Below are 15,094 nucleotides of genomic sequence, written 5' to 3' on the forward strand. Positions count from 1 at the left end.
TCCTGATTGTCAGCCCCGCGCCACCGCGATGGTGGCGTAGGGTTCGAGCGTATCGATGGCCTCGAGCGGATCGGGTTCGCGCCAGCCGAACAGGCGGAACACCATGCTCTCGGGCGTCACGTCGACGATGGTGAAGCCGTTGCGTTCGCGCACTGGATCGAGCATCTCGGCCGCCAGTGCTCCCGGCACCTGCGGCACCCCGCCGCGCACCGCCGAGGGCCAACCGGCCGCCGAGGTGCCGAGCGGACCGGCGAGCAGCACGTGAACCGGGTTGTGCGACAGGTCGAGCGTGCCGCTGCGTGTCAGCCTGAGCGCGCCGGTGGCGTGGAGATCGCCCGAGATCATCGCCGCGGGGCGGCGGCGCTGGCCGGCGAGGGCCGCCATCAGCCGCTGGTGCTGCGCCTGCCAGCCGGGCTGCCACATGAACTTGGGCACAGCGGTCGTCAGCCGCCCCGCGCCGTCGCTCGCGCCGCCGAAATCGGTCACCGCCGCGCCGTCCGCCGTCAGTCGGCTCGCCTCGGCGGCGACTACGTCGGGATACCACTCGCGCCATTTGCCCGCCGACCACCCCGGCGGATGAGAGGGAACGTGGAGGAGCTGGGCGGTGTCCTCGGCGCGGGTCCGCTTCAGCAGCCATTCCTCCGCCGCCGCCGGCACGAGCCGCGCATCGTCCCCCGCGAGCGAGAGGTGCCCGCCGCAATCGTAGATCAGCGCCTCGAACAGCCGCCCAACGCGCAGCGTGCCGAAGCTCTCCGAGATGCCGTCCGCCCGGCTGCCGGGGAGCGCGAGCGGGCGCGCGGCATCGGGCAGGAACTCGGGGTAGAAGAGCTGCTGCGTGGCCCGTTTGGCCGCCATCGAGAAGGCGTCCGGCGGGAAGGTGACGAACCGCTCCTCGGCCTCGTCGTTCTCGAAATAGTCGTGATCGTCGCCGACGAAGAAGGACGGCACCGAGCGCAGGCTGGTGCCGTAGAGCGCGGCGATCTGGGCATCGCCGATCCGCTCGATCAGCGCCTCGTTGGGCGTGCCCATGACCGGCAGGGCACGGTCGAACATCCCGAAGGCCTCGTAGCGCGCGCGGGCGAGCGTCGCGATCCGCGGGTTGCGCGATTGCAGCCAGGTGGTCTGGTCCCAGTAGATGTGATCGCCGTTCGCGATCACCGCCTGCGGGGAGAAGGACAGCGCGCGCGCCAGCAGGCGGCGGCGCACCTCCATCGGGCGGAAGATCTCGAGCTGCGGCGTGTTGCTCGCCGGATCTCCGCCCGCGCAGGTGAAGGACAGGAAGCAGAAGTGGCCGGGGCGCGCATCGGCCGCCGGGAAAGTCGCGAGCGGCCAAGGGGCGCACAGGTGGCGGCCTTCGTGCATCAGCCGCAGCTCGTGGACCCGGCCCGGCGCGAGGCCCTGCGCCCGGAACGTCCAGTGCCGGCGCCCGCTGCCGGTCGCGGTGCCCGGCCAGCGGCGTCCGCCGATGACCAGATCCGCCGTGCCCTCGATCGGCTTCGTGAAGGAGACCTTGAGGAGGATGCGGTCGTGGCTCGCGGCAGGCAGAATGTGGCGCACCGCGCCGGCGTCCCACGGCTCGGCAGCCCACGCCGCCCCCGCCACGTGTGCCCCCGCCAGCGCCGCCGCGCCGCCGACGACCTGCCTGCGCGTCAGGCATGCACCCTCGTGCGCCATCCCTCTCTCTCCCTTGTCGAGGCGCGGCCTTATCAGCTACGCGGGCCGCTGGTTGTCATCTGGGTGACATTTGCGAAGAGGAGGAGCGGGGAGGGATGCTGCGCTGGCTGGATCGTTTGCCCGAAGCCGTGCGGGCCGAGCTCGTCGCAGCAGGGCGCGAACGCAGCTTCCCCGCCGGCGCGCTGATCTATACGGTCGAGGACCAGCCGGGCGGGATCTTCGCGATCCAGTCGGGCGAGGCGCGGCAGTTCATCGGCCGCGCCGACGGCGGGAACCTCTTGCTGCGCATCTGCCGCCCGGGGGATTCGCTCGGCCAGACCTACATCACGGACGGCGCCCCGGCCCCGCTTTTCGCGGAAGCCCGCACCGACCTCGTCACGCTGTTCATCCCGGCGGCCGCGATCACCAGGTTGCGGCGCCAGCATGTCGAGATCGAGCAGGAGCTCGCCCGGGTCGCGGCCGAGACGATCCGCCAGCAGTGGCGGCTGATCGAATCGCTCGCGTTCCTCTCACTGCGCGAACGGCTGTGGCGGCGCCTGCAGTTCATGCGCGAGAGCGAGAGGATGTCCGATCCGGTCAAGGCAAAAGCCGAATGGCTGGAGCTGGATCTGACGCAAGCGGAACTTGCAGCCATGCTCGGTGTCAGCAGGCCCGCCCTCAACCGCGAACTGCAGCGCATGGACGCCGACGGGATGGTGCGCCTCGGTTTCCGGAAAATCTACGTTCCGGCCGGCTTCCCGCTCTGACGGGCCACGCGGTGAGCACGAGGCGGCAGCGCGGTGCATGACCTGAAGATATTCGTGGCTGGGGCGGAAGGATTCGAACCTTCGCATGGCGGTACCAAAAACCGCTGCCTTACCGCTTGGCTACGCCCCAGCAGAGGCGGCGGTCTATAGCGGCATGTGCGGCAATGTGAAGGGGGCGAAAACGCCGTTTCGCCCCCTTTTTTCAGGCCCGCTCAATCCAGCCGCTTGCCCGCGAAATCCGCCGGCGAGTGGCGTTCGCGCAGCTGGGTGTCCTCGTCGCCCCAGACCTTGTTGACGATCCGCCCGCGCTTCACCGCCGGGCGCGCGGCGATCTCCTTCACCCAGCGGCCGACGTTCGCGTATTCGTCGATCGACAGGAAGGTCTTCGCGTCGTTGTAGATCGTGCCGGTGGTGAAGGGCGCGAGCCAAGGGAAGTTGGCGATGTCGGCGAGGCTGTATTCGTCGCCCGCCAGGAACCGGCTTTCGGCGAGGCGCTTGTCCGCGACGTCGAAGATGCGCTTGGTCTCCATCGCGTAGCGATTGATGGGATATTCGTATTTCTCCGGCGCATAGGCGTAGAAATGGCCGAAGCCGCCGCCGATGAAGGGGCCGCTCGCCACCTGCCAGAACACCCAGCTCAGCACCTCGGCGCGCCTGGCGGGATCGGCGGGGAGGAACATCCCGAACTTCTCGGCCAGGTGGACGAGGATCGCGCCGCTCTCGAACACGCGGAAGGGTGCGGCCGGATCGCTGCGGTCGAGGAGGGCGGGGATCTTGGAATTGGGGTTCACGCCGACAAAGCCGCTGGTGAACTGTTCGCCTTCGGAGATGTTGACCGTCCAGGCGTCGTATTCCGCTCCCGTGTGCCCGGCCTCGATCAGCTCCTCGAGCATGATCGTCGCCTTCACCCCGTTGGGGGTGGCGAGCGAATAGAGTTGGAAGGGGTTTGCGCCCACCGGCAGGTCGCGCTCCTCGCGGGCGCCGGCGGTGGGGCGGTTGATGCTGGCGAAGCGGCCGCCCGAAACGGTGTCGGCGCTCCAGACGGCAGGCGGGGTGTACGTGGCATCGGCCATGAGGCATTCTCCTTTCGGCGCGGGCAGGGTGCGCGCCGTCGTGATCCCCAAGCTGGCGCGGGCGGGGCCGGGCTTCAAGATGGAACATCGCAGGGCGCCTGCGCATTTCGCTTTGCCATGGAAAAGCTGGTCTATGTCGACGATGACCTGCCCGGCATCACCCGCAGGCGGGCGGGGAAGGGCTGGGCCTACTACGATCCCGACGGGGCGCTGATCCGCGATCCCGCGGAGCGGCGGCGGCTCAATGCCATCGCCTTGCCCCCGGCCTACACCGACGCATGGTTCTGCCCGGCCGCCAACGGCCACATCCTCGCCACCGGCTACGACGATGCGGGGCGCAAGCAATACCGCTACCACCCCGATTTCCGCGCGGCGCGCGAGAGCGCGAAATACGATGCCTGCGCCGCCTTCGGAAAGCGGCTGCCGCTGATCCGCAGGCGTGTCGACACCGATCTGCGCGCGCCCGGCGTGACCCGCGAAAGGGCGCTGGCGGCGGTGGTGCGGCTGCTCGACCTGTCGGCGATCCGCATCGGCAACGAGCACTATGCCAGAACCAACGAGAGCTACGGGGCGACTACCCTGCGCGCCGATCATGCCGAGGTCGGCGCGCGGCGGATCATGCTGTGCTTTGTCGGCAAGGGCGGCAAGGAGCACGAGCTCGATCTCGTCGACGGCCGCCTCGCACGGGCCGTGGCGCGGATGCAGGATCTGGCCGGGGAGGGGGAGGATGACCACCTGTTCCGCTACGAGGATGACGGGGGCGTGCTGCGCCCCGTCGCCTCGGCCGACGTCAACGCCTATCTGCGCGAGACGATGGGCGAGGATTTCTCCGCCAAGCATTTCCGCACCTTCCACGCGAGCAGCCTTGCCTTCGAGAAGCTGGCTGAGGGCCCCGGGGAGGTGCGCATGAAGGAGATGCTCGAACACGTCGCCGAACGCCTCGGCAACACCCCGGCGATTGCGCGCAGTTCCTACGTCCATCCGGCGGTGATCGCGCGGATCGAGGGGCAGGCGGCATGGCGCGAGGGCCTGAGGCTCCCGCGCCGCACCCGCTGGCTGACCCGGGCCGAGCGCGGGCTGATCGCCTTTCTGGAAGAATGCGGCACGGCGGGCGATTATCTGGCGGAGGACGCTGGCTGAAGGGCTGGACCCTAGGCAGCGCGCCCGCGGCGCGTTACAGCCCGCCCGACCAGGAGGCGCCAAGGCGATGAGCGAAGCCCACCCCTTTTTCGACATGCACGAACACGGCTTCGTGCGCGTGGCGACGGCGACCCCGTGCAGCCGCACCGCCGATGTCGCCTACAACACCGCCGGCGTGCTCGCCGAGGCGAAGAAGGCGCACGCGGCGAACGTCGATCTGGTGGTCTTCCCGGAGCTGACCCTGTCCTCCTACGCGCTCGACGACCTGCTGCTCCAGCATGCGCTGATCGAGCGGGTCGAGGCGGCGCTGGCCGAGGTGGTCGCCGCCTCCGCCGAACTGGCGCCGGTGCTGGTGCTGGGCGCGCCGCTGAAGCGCGGGGACAAGCTCTACAATTGCGCGGTGGTGGTCGCCCGCGGCCAGATCCTCGGCGTGGTGCCCAAGAGCTTCCTGCCCAATTACCGCGAATTCTACGAAAAGCGCCACTTCGCCCACGGGCGGGGGTGCACCGACCTGTGGATCGCCGTGGCTGGCGAGGAAGTGCCCTTCGGCACGGACCTCGTCTTTGCCGCCGCGAACCTGCCGGGCTTCCGCTTCGGGATCGAGATCTGCGAGGATTTCTGGGCGCCCGTGCCGCCCGGGATGCAGGCCGCGCTCGCCGGGGCGCTGATCCTGTGCAACCTCTCCGCCTCGCCCGTCACCATCGGGCGCGCGGACGACCGGCACCTCCACTGCCGCTCCTCCGCCAGCCGCGCGATCGCCGCCTATGTCTATTCGGCGAGCGGGCACGGCGAGAGCACCACCGACCTTTCATGGGACGGGCAGGGCGTGGTCTACGAGATGGGCGCGCTGCTCGCGGAAGGCGAACGCTTCGACCGTTCGGGCGAGCTCACCATCGTCGACATCGACACCGAGCGTCTCGCCGCCGAGCGGATGCGCAACCAGACCTTCGCCGATGCGGCGGAGTGGGCGGGGCGGCCGGAGGACACCTACCGCAAGGTCGTGTTCGAGCACGCCTATGCTGCGGGCGATATCGGCCTGATCCGCCCGGTGGCGCGCTTCCCCTTCGTGCCCGACCGGCCCGAGCGGCTCGACGAGGACTGCTACGAGGCCTTCAACATCCAGGTCGACGCGCTGATGCGGCGGATGCAGTCGACCGGCAGCAAGAGCCTCGTGATCGGCATCTCGGGCGGGCTCGATTCCACCCATGCGCTGATCGTCGCCGCCAAGGCCTGCGACCGGCTGGGCCTGCCGCGGAGCACGATCCGGGGCTACACCATGCCCGGCTTCGGCACCTCGGAGGGGACGAAGACCAACGCCCACCGGCTGATGGCGGCGATGGAGATCACCGCGGGCGAGATCGACATCCGCCCGGCCGCAATGAAGATGCTGGAGGATATCGGCCACCCCTTCGCCGATGGCGAGCCGGTCCATGACGTGACCTTCGAGAACGTCCAGGCGGGCCTGAGGACCGATTACCTCTTCCGCCTCGCCGGGCAGCACAAGGGCTTCGTGGTCGGCACCGGCGACCTTTCCGAGCTGGCGCTGGGGTGGTGCACCTATGGCGTGGGCGACCACATGAGCCACTACGGGGTCAATGCGGGCGTGCCCAAGACCCTGATCCAGTACCTGATCCGCTGGGTGATCGCGACGGGCCAGTTCACAGATGCGTGCGGGCAGGTGCTGGGCGATGTGCTGGCGACTGAGATCAGCCCGGAACTCGTGCCCCCGGGCGCGGACGGGGCGATGCAATCGACCGAGAGCCTCGTCGGCCCTTACGAGCTCAACGATTTCTTCCTCCACCACATCACCCGCTTCGGTCAGCGCCCCACCAAGGTCGCCTTCCTTGCGTGGCACGCGTGGCGCGAGCGGGGTGCGGGGCTGTGGCCGGCGGGCTTCCCGGAAGGCGCGAAGAACGCCTACGACCTAGCGACGATCGTGCGCTGGCTCGACCGCTTCTGCGCCCGCTTCTTCGGTTTCTCGCAGTTCAAGCGGTCCGCGCTGCCCAACGGGCCCAAGGTCTCCTCGGCGGGCGCCCTGTCCCCGCGCGGTGACTGGCGCGCGCCCTCCGATGCGGTGGCAGCCGTGTGGCGCGAGGAACTGCGCCAGGGCCTCCCTGACGAGGTGGCGAACGACCTTCCCGCCTGATGCCGAGGAGCCTGCCCCTCTCCGCGCTCGGCATCATGCTGTTCTGCAATGTTGCCTGGGCGATGAACGTCGTGGTCAGCAAGATCGCGGTCTCGACGCTCGGCCTGCCGCCGCTGTTCTACACCGTGCTGCGCTCGGCGACCGTGCTGGCGGTGCTGTTCCCGCTGCTGCTGCGCCAGAGACCCGACCGCCTGCCGCTGGTGCTGGCGATCGGCTTTGCCATCACCGGCGGGAGTTTCGGCTTGCAGTTCATCGGCCTCCAGACCGCGAGCCCCTCGGCGGTCGGGATCGTCAACCTCTCGGGCGCGCCGCTCACCGTGCTCTTCGCGATCATCTTCCTCGGCGAGGAGGTGCGCTGGCGGCGCGGGCTCGGCATGGCGCTGGCGCTGGGCGGCGTGGGCCTCGCCATCGGCGCGCCCTCGGAGGCGGGGGACCCGGTGGGGCTGGGCTTTGCCTTCGCGGGCGTGCTGGTGGGGGCCTTCGCTTCGGTCTTCGTCAAGCGGCTCGAGGTGGAATCGGTGACCTTGCAGGCCTGGGCCGGGCTCGCCTCGCTGCTGGTCATGCTGCCCGCCACGCTGGCGCTGGAAAGCGGGCAGTGGGAGGCGGTCAGCGCCGCCCCGCTGGCGGCGGCGGGATGCGTGCTGTTTGCGGGGGTGGTGGTCTCGGTCGGCGCCCATTCGGCCTATTTTCGGCTGTTCCAGACCTACGACGCCAACCTCGTCGTGCCCCTGACCCTGCTCACCCCGCTGCTCACCATCGCCTTCGGGACATGGCTGACGGGGGACACGATCCACTGGCCGCTGATCGTCGGCGGGATCATGGCGCTCGTCGGGGTGGCGATCATCGTCGTCCGTCCGAGCCGCACGATCTTCAAGTGGCAGCTGATGCGGCCGAAGATCTGACCGGGCCAATGTTCCCATGAAACCTCCCGCGAGCGGGGGGCTGGCAGGGGCGCTGGCGCGGGCAGGGCCGGGGTGAGCGGAGGGCGGTGCTACCCTTGCCGGCCGCCCCCCGCCCATATCATGCCGCGAGCTTCAGCGCCGCTTCCTGCGCCGCGGCGATCTTGGCTTCGCCGCCTTCGCCCATGATCCCGTCGGCCGCGACCAGCTCGACATCGGTGATGCCGAGGAATGCGAGGAAGAAGGTCAGCCAGCGGCTCATGAAGTCGATGTCGCTGCCAACCGGCGTCCCGCCCGAGGCGATCGCGATGTACGCCTTCTTGCCCGTGAGCAGGCCCTCGGGGCCATTGGCGGTGTAGCGAAAGGTCGTCTCCGCGCGGGCGACGAGATCGGCCCAGGCCTTGAGCGTCGCGGGCGGGCCGAAATTGTAGATCGGCGAGGCGATCACGATGGTGTCGGCGGCCTGGAGCTCGGCGATCAGCCTGTCGGCGATGGCAGCGAGTTCGGCCTGCTCCGGGGTGCGATCGGCGGCGGGGGTGAGGTTGGCGCCGAAACGCTCGGCGCTGACATAGGGCAGGTCGTTGGCGGCCAGATCGCGGGTGGTGACGGCGGCGCCGCTGCGGGCGGCGAGGCCGTCGACGAGGCGCTGGCCGAGGCCGCGCGAGATGCTGTCGGCCTCCGAACGGATGCTGGCGGTGATGTAGAGGATGTTGCTCATCGCTGTGTGTCCTTGAAGGGGGAGGGGGTGGAGCCGGCCGGGGGGAGAGGGGGGGGACCGGCCGGCTCCGGGGGGGAAGTATGGGCTCAGGCCGCGTCGACCAGCACGACCTCGCTGTCTTCGAGCGCGGTGATGGTCACGCTGTCCATCTGCGTGATCGCCACGCCGTCGCGGGCGTTCGCCTCGACATCGTCGATCCGCACCTTGCCGGTGGCGGGGACGAGGTAGAGGTGGCGATCCGCCGAGCGGGGCGTGTAGGTCACGCTCTCGCCCGCCTTGATGGTCGCGCCCAGCACCCGGGCATCGGCACGGATGGGGAGCGCGTCATCGTCGTTCGCCGCGCCGCTCGCCAGCGGCACGAAGGCGCCGTGGCGGGTCTCCTTGGGGAACTGCCGCGCGCCCCAGCTCGGCTGGCCGCCCCGGGCATCGGGGATGATCCAGATCTGGAACAGCGTGGTGGTCTCGTCCTCGAGGTTGAACTCGGAGTGCGCGACGCCGCTGCCGGCGCTCATCACCTGGACATCGCCCGCCTCGGTGCGGCCTTCGTTGCCCATCGAATCCCGGTGCGTGATCGCCCCGGTTCGGACATAGGTGATGATCTCCATGTCGCTGTGCGGATGGGTCGGGAAGCCGCTCTTGGGCGCAATGGCATCGTCGTTCCAGACGCGCAGGGCACCCCAGTGGACCCGCGCGGGATCGTGGTAGGAGGCGAAGGAGAAGTGGTGGTGCGCATCGAGCCAGCCGTGGTTGGCGGCGCCGAGGGTGTTGAAGGGCCTGAGTTCGATCATGGCGTGTCTCCTGTCTCAAGAGTGTGAACGCCAGATAGGGCCTATGGTTCGTGCGGATAAGTGCGATAAAACTTGCCAAGATGTTCGGATTATCCGAACATTGAGCCATGATGACGGCCCTGCCTCGCCATTCCCTGTTCGCCTCGAGCGCAGTCGAGAGGCACAGGCACAGGTGTCTCGACTACGCTCGACACGAACGGGGGGTTGCCTGCCCATGAAACTCGGCGAACCCACGCTCGACCAGCTGCGCATCTTCATCGCCGTCGCCGAACACGGCAGCTTCGGCGGCGCGGCCAAGGCGAGCGGGAGGGCGGTCTCGGCGATATCCTACGGCATCGCCCAGCTCGAGGCGCAGCTCGCGCTCACCCTGTTCGAGCGCGAGGGCTCGCGCCGCCCCGTGCTGACGCCGGCGGGGGAGGGCCTGCTGGCCGAGGCGCGCGCCATCGCCGACGCGGCCGATGCCCTGCTCGCCAAGGCGCGCTCGCTCCATGCCGGGCAGGAGCCGTCGCTGACGCTGGTGGTCGACGTGATGGTGCCGGGCGAGGTCACCGCGCACGTCCTCGGGAGCTTCCGGCAGATGTTCCCGACCTGCGCGCTGACCCTGCGGATCGAGGGGCTGGGCGCGGTTGCCGCCTGCCTGATCGAGGGCGGGGCCGATCTCGCGCTCGGCGGGCCGGTGATCGGCGATCATCCGATGCTGGAGAGGCAGGCGGTCGGCGAGCTCGATCTGGTGCCGGTCGCCGCGCCCACGCACCCGCTGGCGCGCGCAGGCGTGCAGCCGGGGGAGAGCCGCCGCCACCTGCAACTGGTGCTGACCGACCGCTCGCCCCTGACCGAGGGGCGCGAGTTTTCGGTGCTCTCGCCGCTGACCTGGCGGCTGGGGGATCTCGGCGCCAAGCATTCGCTGCTGAAAGAGGGCCTCGGTTGGGGCAATATGCCGCGCGGCATGGTGGCGGGCGATCTGGCTTCGGGCGCGCTGGTCGAGCTTGACCTGCCGGAGAAGCCCGGCGCGCATTATCGCCTCAGCGCGCTGTGGCGCCGCGACACGCGCCTCGGCCCGGCGGCAAGCTGGCTGGTCGATGCGTTCAGGGAAGGGCTGGGAGGCTAGGTCAGGCCCGCCGCAGCCAGTCGAGCGCCTCGACGCGGCTGTCGAAATATTCGACCTCGGTGGACTGCGCGATGCGGCGGTACTGCATGCGCACCAGCGGCGAGGCATCGACCAGGGCAAAGCGCCTGAGGCCGTTGCGGCTGCCCGCATCGATGGAATCCCGGATCGCGTCGGCGGTGGCGCGGTCCTGCGGCATGAAATCGCGGAAATCGCCCAGCGCCACGAACGGCACGCCTGCCTTCATGAAGGGCTTGGCCGCCTCGCCCAGATCGAAGAGGAAGCGCCTCATGCTCTCCTCGTTCCAGTAGCCGCCGATCGCGAAGTGCACCTCGGCGCGGGAGGTGTCCGCGGTGATGGTGTGGATCGGGGTCATCGCGCTCATGCCCACGAGTGTCGCGCCGATGGATTAAGCGCAGATGTCGGGACAGGCTTTACGTTACGGAAAGGATGCCGCGCCGCAGTCAGACCGCGCAGACGGGGCAGCTCTCGCCTGCGGGAACGGGCCGCCCGCAGGGCTGGCAGCGCGTGTGGGTGCCCTGCGCGAGGCCGTGGCCGAGGCTCACGCGCTCGTCGAAGACGAAGCACTCGCCTTGCCACAGGCTTTCGCTTTCAGGCACTTGCTCGAGATATTTAAGAATGCCGCCCTTGAGGTGGTAGACCTCCTCGACCCCTTCCGACCGCAGGAAGGAGGTCGATTTCTCGCAGCGGATGCCCCCGGTGCAGAACATCGCGACCTTCTTCTTGCCCGCCAGCAGTTCCTCGCGGTTGTCGCGGAACCACTTCGGGAAATCACGGAAGGAGGGCGTGGCTGGATCGACCGCACCGGCGAACGTCCCGATGGCAACCTCGTAATCGTTGCGGGTGTCGATCACGACGGTCACCGGGTCGGCGATCAGGTCGTTCCAGTCGGCGGGATCGACATAGGTGCCGACGCTCAGCAGAGGGTCGATGTCGGGCTGGCCCATGGTGACGATCTCGCGTTTCACGCGGACCTTGAGCTTGCCGAAGGGCATCTCGGGTGCGGAGGAGAACTTCACCTCGAGATCGGCGCAGCCCGGCAGCCCGCGGATGTGGGCGAGCACCCCATCCAGCCCTTCCGGCGGGCCCGCAATCGTCCCGTTGATCCCCTCGCGCGCGAGCAGCAGCGTGCCCCTGATGCCGTGCGCCTCGCACACCGCCAGCAGCGGGCCCTGAAGGGCGGCTGGATCGTCGAAGCGCGTGAACTGGTAGAGCGCGGCAACCTGCAGGCCAGCGTCGGATCGGCTGTCGAGGCTCACCATGTCCGGTCCCGTGCATCGGGGCACACCGTGGGGGCCAGCGAGAGACGCGTCCCGCGCCGCTCGACCGCTACCCGGCTTCCGGCGCGGCAGCCGCGATCATCCCGGTCACCGATCCGCAGATAGCGCAGTTTCCCGTCCGGAAAGGCCACCAGAAGATAGGGGCCGTCCGGCAAATGGCGGCTGCCGCCGGGATGAAATGCGTGAAGCTTGCCGAAGACGATGTCGGGGGCTTGCGCCGGCGGCTCCTTGCTCCGGTATGCGGACACTGCGCCAAGGCCCGCCAAGGCGATGGCCAGAACGGCCAGCACGGGTAGAGCCTCACGCCACCAGTGCCGGCGGGACGGATCGCCCATGTGTTACACCCGCATCACCCAGCCGTGGGTGTCGGCGATGCGGCCCGTCTGGATGCCCACCAGCGTCTCGCGCAGGGCGGCCGTGGTCTGGCCGATGCCTCCCGCGCCGATGGTGAATTCGCCCTCTGGCCCCGCCACCTTGCCGACCGCGGTGACCACCGCCGCCGTCCCGCAGGCCATCACCTCGACCAGATGCCCGCTCGCCGCGTCGGCGCGCCACTGGTCGATGGAATAGGGGGCTTCGGACACCTTCAGCCCCTGCTCCTCCAGCAGCGTGATCAGCGAGTTGCGGGTGATGCCGGGCAGGATCGTGCCGGTCAGCGGCGGAGTGATGACGGTGCCGTCGGCGAAGACGAAGAACAGGTTCATGCCGCCCAGTTCCTCGACCCACTTGCGCTCGACCGCATCGAGGAACAGCACCTGGTCATGCCCCTTGGCGAAGGCCTGGCCGGTGGGGACGAGGCTCGCGGCGTAGTTGCCCCCGCACTTGGCCGCGCCGGTGCCGCCGGGCGCGGCGCGGGTATAGTCGGAGATCCAGATGCTCACCGCCTTTGCGCCCGATTTGAAGTAGTTGCCGGCCGGACTTGCGATGACGATGAACTTGTATTTCTTCGCCGGACGCACGCCGAGGAAGGCCTCGGTCGCGATCATGAAGGGCCTGAGGTACAGCGCGCCGCCCTCGACTGCCGGATACCAGTCGCCATCGGCGGCGAGCAATTCGCGGATCGCGCTGATGAACAACTCCTCGGGGAGTGCGGGCATGGCGAGCCGCTCGGCCGAGGCGTTGAAGCGCGCGGCGTTGGCCTCGGGCCGGAACAGGCCGAGCGCGCCGTCGGGGTGGCGATAGGCCTTGAGCCCCTCGAAGATCTCCTGCGCGTAGTGCAGCACGCTCGCCGCCGGATCGAGCGCGATCGGCTCGCGCGGGCCGATGACGGGGGTCTGCCAGCCGCCCAGCGCCTCGTCGTAGTCGACCGTCACCATGTGATCGGTGAAGACGGTGCCGAAGCCCGGATCGGCGATCAGCGCATCGCGGGTCTCGGCGGGGGTGGGCGAGGGGTGGGGAAGGCGGGTGACGTGCATGGAACGCGCCTAATCCTGCGGGCCTACGAGAGCAAGATGACTTTGGGGGCCATGTCGCCTGCCCCTCCACCATCCTGCGGATGGTCCCCCTTCCCTGAAGGGGAGGATCATCGGGCCTCAGGCCCGCGTGGCCACGCGGCTGAGCCGCAGGCGATCCGAAGCGAAGCGGAGGAGGCTCGCCGAGGACGTGCCTGCGGAGGCGGGCACGAAAACAAAAATGAAAAGGGCGTTTCCTGCCCGTCGGAGGAAACGCCCTTGACATGGTCAGCGGCCGGAAGCGCCGCTCACGTAGCCTTACTCAGACAGAGGATTACCGAGTATGCTCCGTAGGGATCTTCACCGACCTCGCTACTGAACCATGAGACATCGGATCACCTCCTTTCGCGCTTGTGAGCCAGACCCCGCGTTTCACCGGGGGCCGAGAGCCGCGTTCGCCGCTGGCCTCGTTGTGCAATGTGATTCATCGGGGGGGCTTCCACAAGACTTGTATAAATCTTTTCCCGCGTCATAATCGCACCTCGCCGCACAGGGCGGGCAGACCGGCGCCAGAGGACAACCTCGGGCGCCTTTTTCATGCCGCCCGCCCATGTGGACAGGCTGGGCACATCCCTGTGGATATTAATGTATGGAATCGGGAGGGCGCGCCGTCGCTCCCCGGGCGCGCAGCGACCGCGAGCGCACGCGCGCGAACAACAATCAGCGGCAATCCTCGATCACCCGGCTGACCTCGGCCCAGCTCGGCAGGTAGAGCGTCGGCAACCCGTCCGCCTCCACGACAAAGTGCCCCTTGGAGAGCGCCATTGCATCGAGCAGCGGGTCGGACGGGTCGAGCGCCGCCAGCGTCTCGCGCCCGGCGGGCTGGGCCGCGAGCGTGCGGGTGAGCGTCTCGGTACGCAGCGTCACCGCCGGGTTCCTTGCGCCGCTTTCGGGGAGCGAGAGGAGGATGCGGCGGGTGTCGGCCTCGCAGCGCAGGCGCAGCATCGGCGCGCCGCCCGCGCTCCAGAAACTCGCCTCGCTGCGGGTGCCCTGCGCCGCAAAGCGCCAGTCGCCCGGCGTGGCGGGCGCGTCCATCCAGTTCGCGCTCGGCGGGGCCTGCGGGACCGCGGGCGCGGGGGCGGGGCGCGCCGGAGCGGGGCGGGGCGTCGTGGCGGCCGCAGGCGCGGGCGGGGCCTGGGTCGAGGGAACGCAGCCGGCGAGCAGCAGGGCGCCGGCAAGAAGCGGGAGAGCGGCTTTCATCCCGGCATTGTGCGCGCTAGAGCCGGTGCTTGTCCATGCCCGATCACCCTTCTCGTCCCTCCAAGGCCCCCAAGCGCCGCGTCGACCAGCTGCTGGTCGAGCGCGGTCTCGCCGAAAGCCGCGCGCGCGCGCAGGCGCTGGTGATGGCGGGGCTGGTGTTCATCGGCGACAACAAGGTCGACAAGCCCGGGCAACAGGTGGCCGACGACATCGCGATGACCGTGCGCGGGCGCGACCATCCCTGGGTCAGCAGGGGGGGCATCAAGCTCGCCCACGCGCTGGAGCATTTCGGCCTCGATCCGGCCGGCGCGGTGGCGATGGACATCGGTTCCTCGACCGGCGGCTTCACGGACGTGCTGCTGACCCACGGGGCCGAGCACGTTTTCTGCGTCGACAGCGGCACCAACCAGCTCGCCTGGAAACTGCGCGAGGACCCGCGCGTGACCGTGCTCGAGCAGCTCTCCGCCCGGCTCCTGACCCGCGAACACATCACCCGCCCCTGCAACTGGGTGGTGTGCGATGCGAGCTTCATCAGCCTCGCCAAGGTGCTCGAGGTGCCCTTGCAGCTGGCGGCGCCCGAATGCCGGCTCGTCGCGCTCATCAAGCCGCAGTTCGAGGTCGGGCGAGAGGAGGTCGGCAAGGGCGGGGTGGTGCGCGATCCGGCCCTTCATGAAAGGGTGTGCGCGGAGGTGCGCGGCTGGCTCGAGGGGCTCGGCTGGACGGTCGAGGGGATCGCCACCAGCCCGATCACCGGGCCGCAGGGCAATGTCGAATTCCTGATCAGCGCCCAGCGGGGCTAGGCCCAAAAGAAAAGACCGGCGGCAACCCGAAGGTTGCCACCGGCCTTTCTTGA

General features: G+C 69.4%; 15 protein-coding genes and 1 tRNA gene. 6 read left to right on the forward strand and 10 right to left on the reverse strand.

The genetic code is table 11. The annotated features are described in order from the left end of the window. Positions 1-9 precede the first annotated feature (9 nt). Positions 10-1,674, reverse strand: a complete 1,665-nt coding sequence (locus tag ACMX37_RS05770; RefSeq protein ID WP_483147930.1) for a hypothetical protein — start codon at positions 1,672-1,674, stop codon at positions 10-12. Positions 1,675-1,769: 95 nt separating this feature from the next. On the opposite strand from ACMX37_RS05770, the gene ACMX37_RS05775 reads away from it, so the two are divergent. Beyond that, positions 1,770-2,420 (forward strand): Crp/Fnr family transcriptional regulator, encoded by a 651-nt coding sequence (locus ACMX37_RS05775; RefSeq protein WP_483147931.1) that lies wholly within the window; start codon positions 1,770-1,772, stop codon positions 2,418-2,420. Between the two features lie 55 nt (positions 2,421-2,475). Here ACMX37_RS05775 and ACMX37_RS05780 read toward each other — a convergent pair. Continuing rightward, positions 2,476-2,550, reverse strand: a tRNA-Gln gene (locus ACMX37_RS05780). Between the two features lie 82 nt (positions 2,551-2,632). Continuing rightward, a complete protein-coding gene (gene yghU, locus ACMX37_RS05785) occupies positions 2,633-3,493 on the reverse strand; it encodes a glutathione-dependent disulfide-bond oxidoreductase (RefSeq protein WP_483147932.1) in 861 nt (286 codons plus the stop codon). 117 nt (positions 3,494-3,610) lie between these two features. Here yghU and ACMX37_RS05790 point away from each other — a divergent pair, with 117 nt between their 5' ends. From ACMX37_RS05790 to ACMX37_RS05800, 3 genes are all read left to right on the forward strand, one after another. Next, positions 3,611-4,633, forward strand: a complete 1,023-nt coding sequence (locus ACMX37_RS05790; RefSeq protein WP_483147933.1) for a DNA topoisomerase IB — start codon at positions 3,611-3,613, stop codon at positions 4,631-4,633. Positions 4,634-4,700: 67 nt separating this feature from the next. After that, positions 4,701-6,779: an NAD(+) synthase gene (locus ACMX37_RS05795; RefSeq protein WP_483147934.1), complete on the forward strand. Its 2,079-nt coding sequence runs from the start codon at positions 4,701-4,703 to the stop codon at positions 6,777-6,779. After that, complete coding sequence (locus ACMX37_RS05800; protein ID WP_483147935.1) at positions 6,779-7,681, forward strand: DMT family transporter; 903 nt, start codon at positions 6,779-6,781, stop codon at positions 7,679-7,681. The genes ACMX37_RS05795 and ACMX37_RS05800 overlap by 1 nt, the downstream gene beginning before the upstream one ends. Before the next feature lie 118 nt (positions 7,682-7,799). Here ACMX37_RS05800 and ACMX37_RS05805 read toward each other — a convergent pair whose 3' ends face one another. Both ACMX37_RS05805 and ACMX37_RS05810 read right to left on the reverse strand, forming a co-directional pair. Beyond that, positions 7,800-8,396, reverse strand: a complete 597-nt coding sequence (locus ACMX37_RS05805; RefSeq protein WP_483147936.1) for an FMN-dependent NADH-azoreductase — start codon at positions 8,394-8,396, stop codon at positions 7,800-7,802. A gap of 86 nt (positions 8,397-8,482) precedes the next feature. Next, a complete protein-coding gene (locus ACMX37_RS05810) occupies positions 8,483-9,184 on the reverse strand; it encodes a pirin family protein (protein ID WP_483147937.1) in 702 nt (233 codons plus the stop codon). A gap of 214 nt (positions 9,185-9,398) precedes the next feature. Between ACMX37_RS05810 and ACMX37_RS05815 the strand changes: the two genes are divergently transcribed. Further along, a complete protein-coding gene (locus ACMX37_RS05815; protein ID WP_483147938.1) occupies positions 9,399-10,292 on the forward strand; it encodes a LysR family transcriptional regulator in 894 nt (297 codons plus the stop codon). Position 10,293: 1 nt separating this feature from the next. On the opposite strand, the gene ACMX37_RS05820 is transcribed toward ACMX37_RS05815, so the two are convergent. From ACMX37_RS05820 to ACMX37_RS05840, 5 genes are all read right to left on the reverse strand, one after another. After that, positions 10,294-10,674: a hypothetical protein gene (locus ACMX37_RS05820; protein ID WP_483147939.1), complete on the reverse strand. Its 381-nt coding sequence runs from the start codon at positions 10,672-10,674 to the stop codon at positions 10,294-10,296. Positions 10,675-10,753: 79 nt separating this feature from the next. After that, positions 10,754-11,572: an oxygen-dependent tRNA uridine(34) hydroxylase TrhO gene (trhO, locus tag ACMX37_RS05825; protein WP_483147940.1), complete on the reverse strand. Its 819-nt coding sequence runs from the start codon at positions 11,570-11,572 to the stop codon at positions 10,754-10,756. Further along, positions 11,566-11,925: a hypothetical protein gene (locus ACMX37_RS05830; protein ID WP_483147941.1), complete on the reverse strand. Its 360-nt coding sequence runs from the start codon at positions 11,923-11,925 to the stop codon at positions 11,566-11,568. The genes trhO and ACMX37_RS05830 overlap by 7 nt, the downstream gene beginning before the upstream one ends. 3 nt (positions 11,926-11,928) lie before the next feature. Then, positions 11,929-13,005, reverse strand: a complete 1,077-nt coding sequence (locus tag ACMX37_RS05835) for a branched-chain amino acid aminotransferase (RefSeq protein WP_483147942.1) — start codon at positions 13,003-13,005, stop codon at positions 11,929-11,931. Between the two features lie 696 nt (positions 13,006-13,701). Then, positions 13,702-14,241, reverse strand: coding sequence for a hypothetical protein (locus ACMX37_RS05840; protein ID WP_483147943.1), 540 nt, complete (start codon positions 14,239-14,241; stop codon positions 13,702-13,704). A gap of 35 nt (positions 14,242-14,276) precedes the next feature. Here ACMX37_RS05840 and ACMX37_RS05845 point away from each other — a divergent pair, with 35 nt between their 5' ends. After that, complete coding sequence (locus tag ACMX37_RS05845) at positions 14,277-15,041, forward strand: TlyA family RNA methyltransferase (RefSeq protein WP_483148370.1); 765 nt, start codon at positions 14,277-14,279, stop codon at positions 15,039-15,041. Positions 15,042-15,094 lie beyond the last annotated feature (53 nt).

It is taken from the genome of Porphyrobacter sp. THAI-01a (assembly GCF_056868655.1).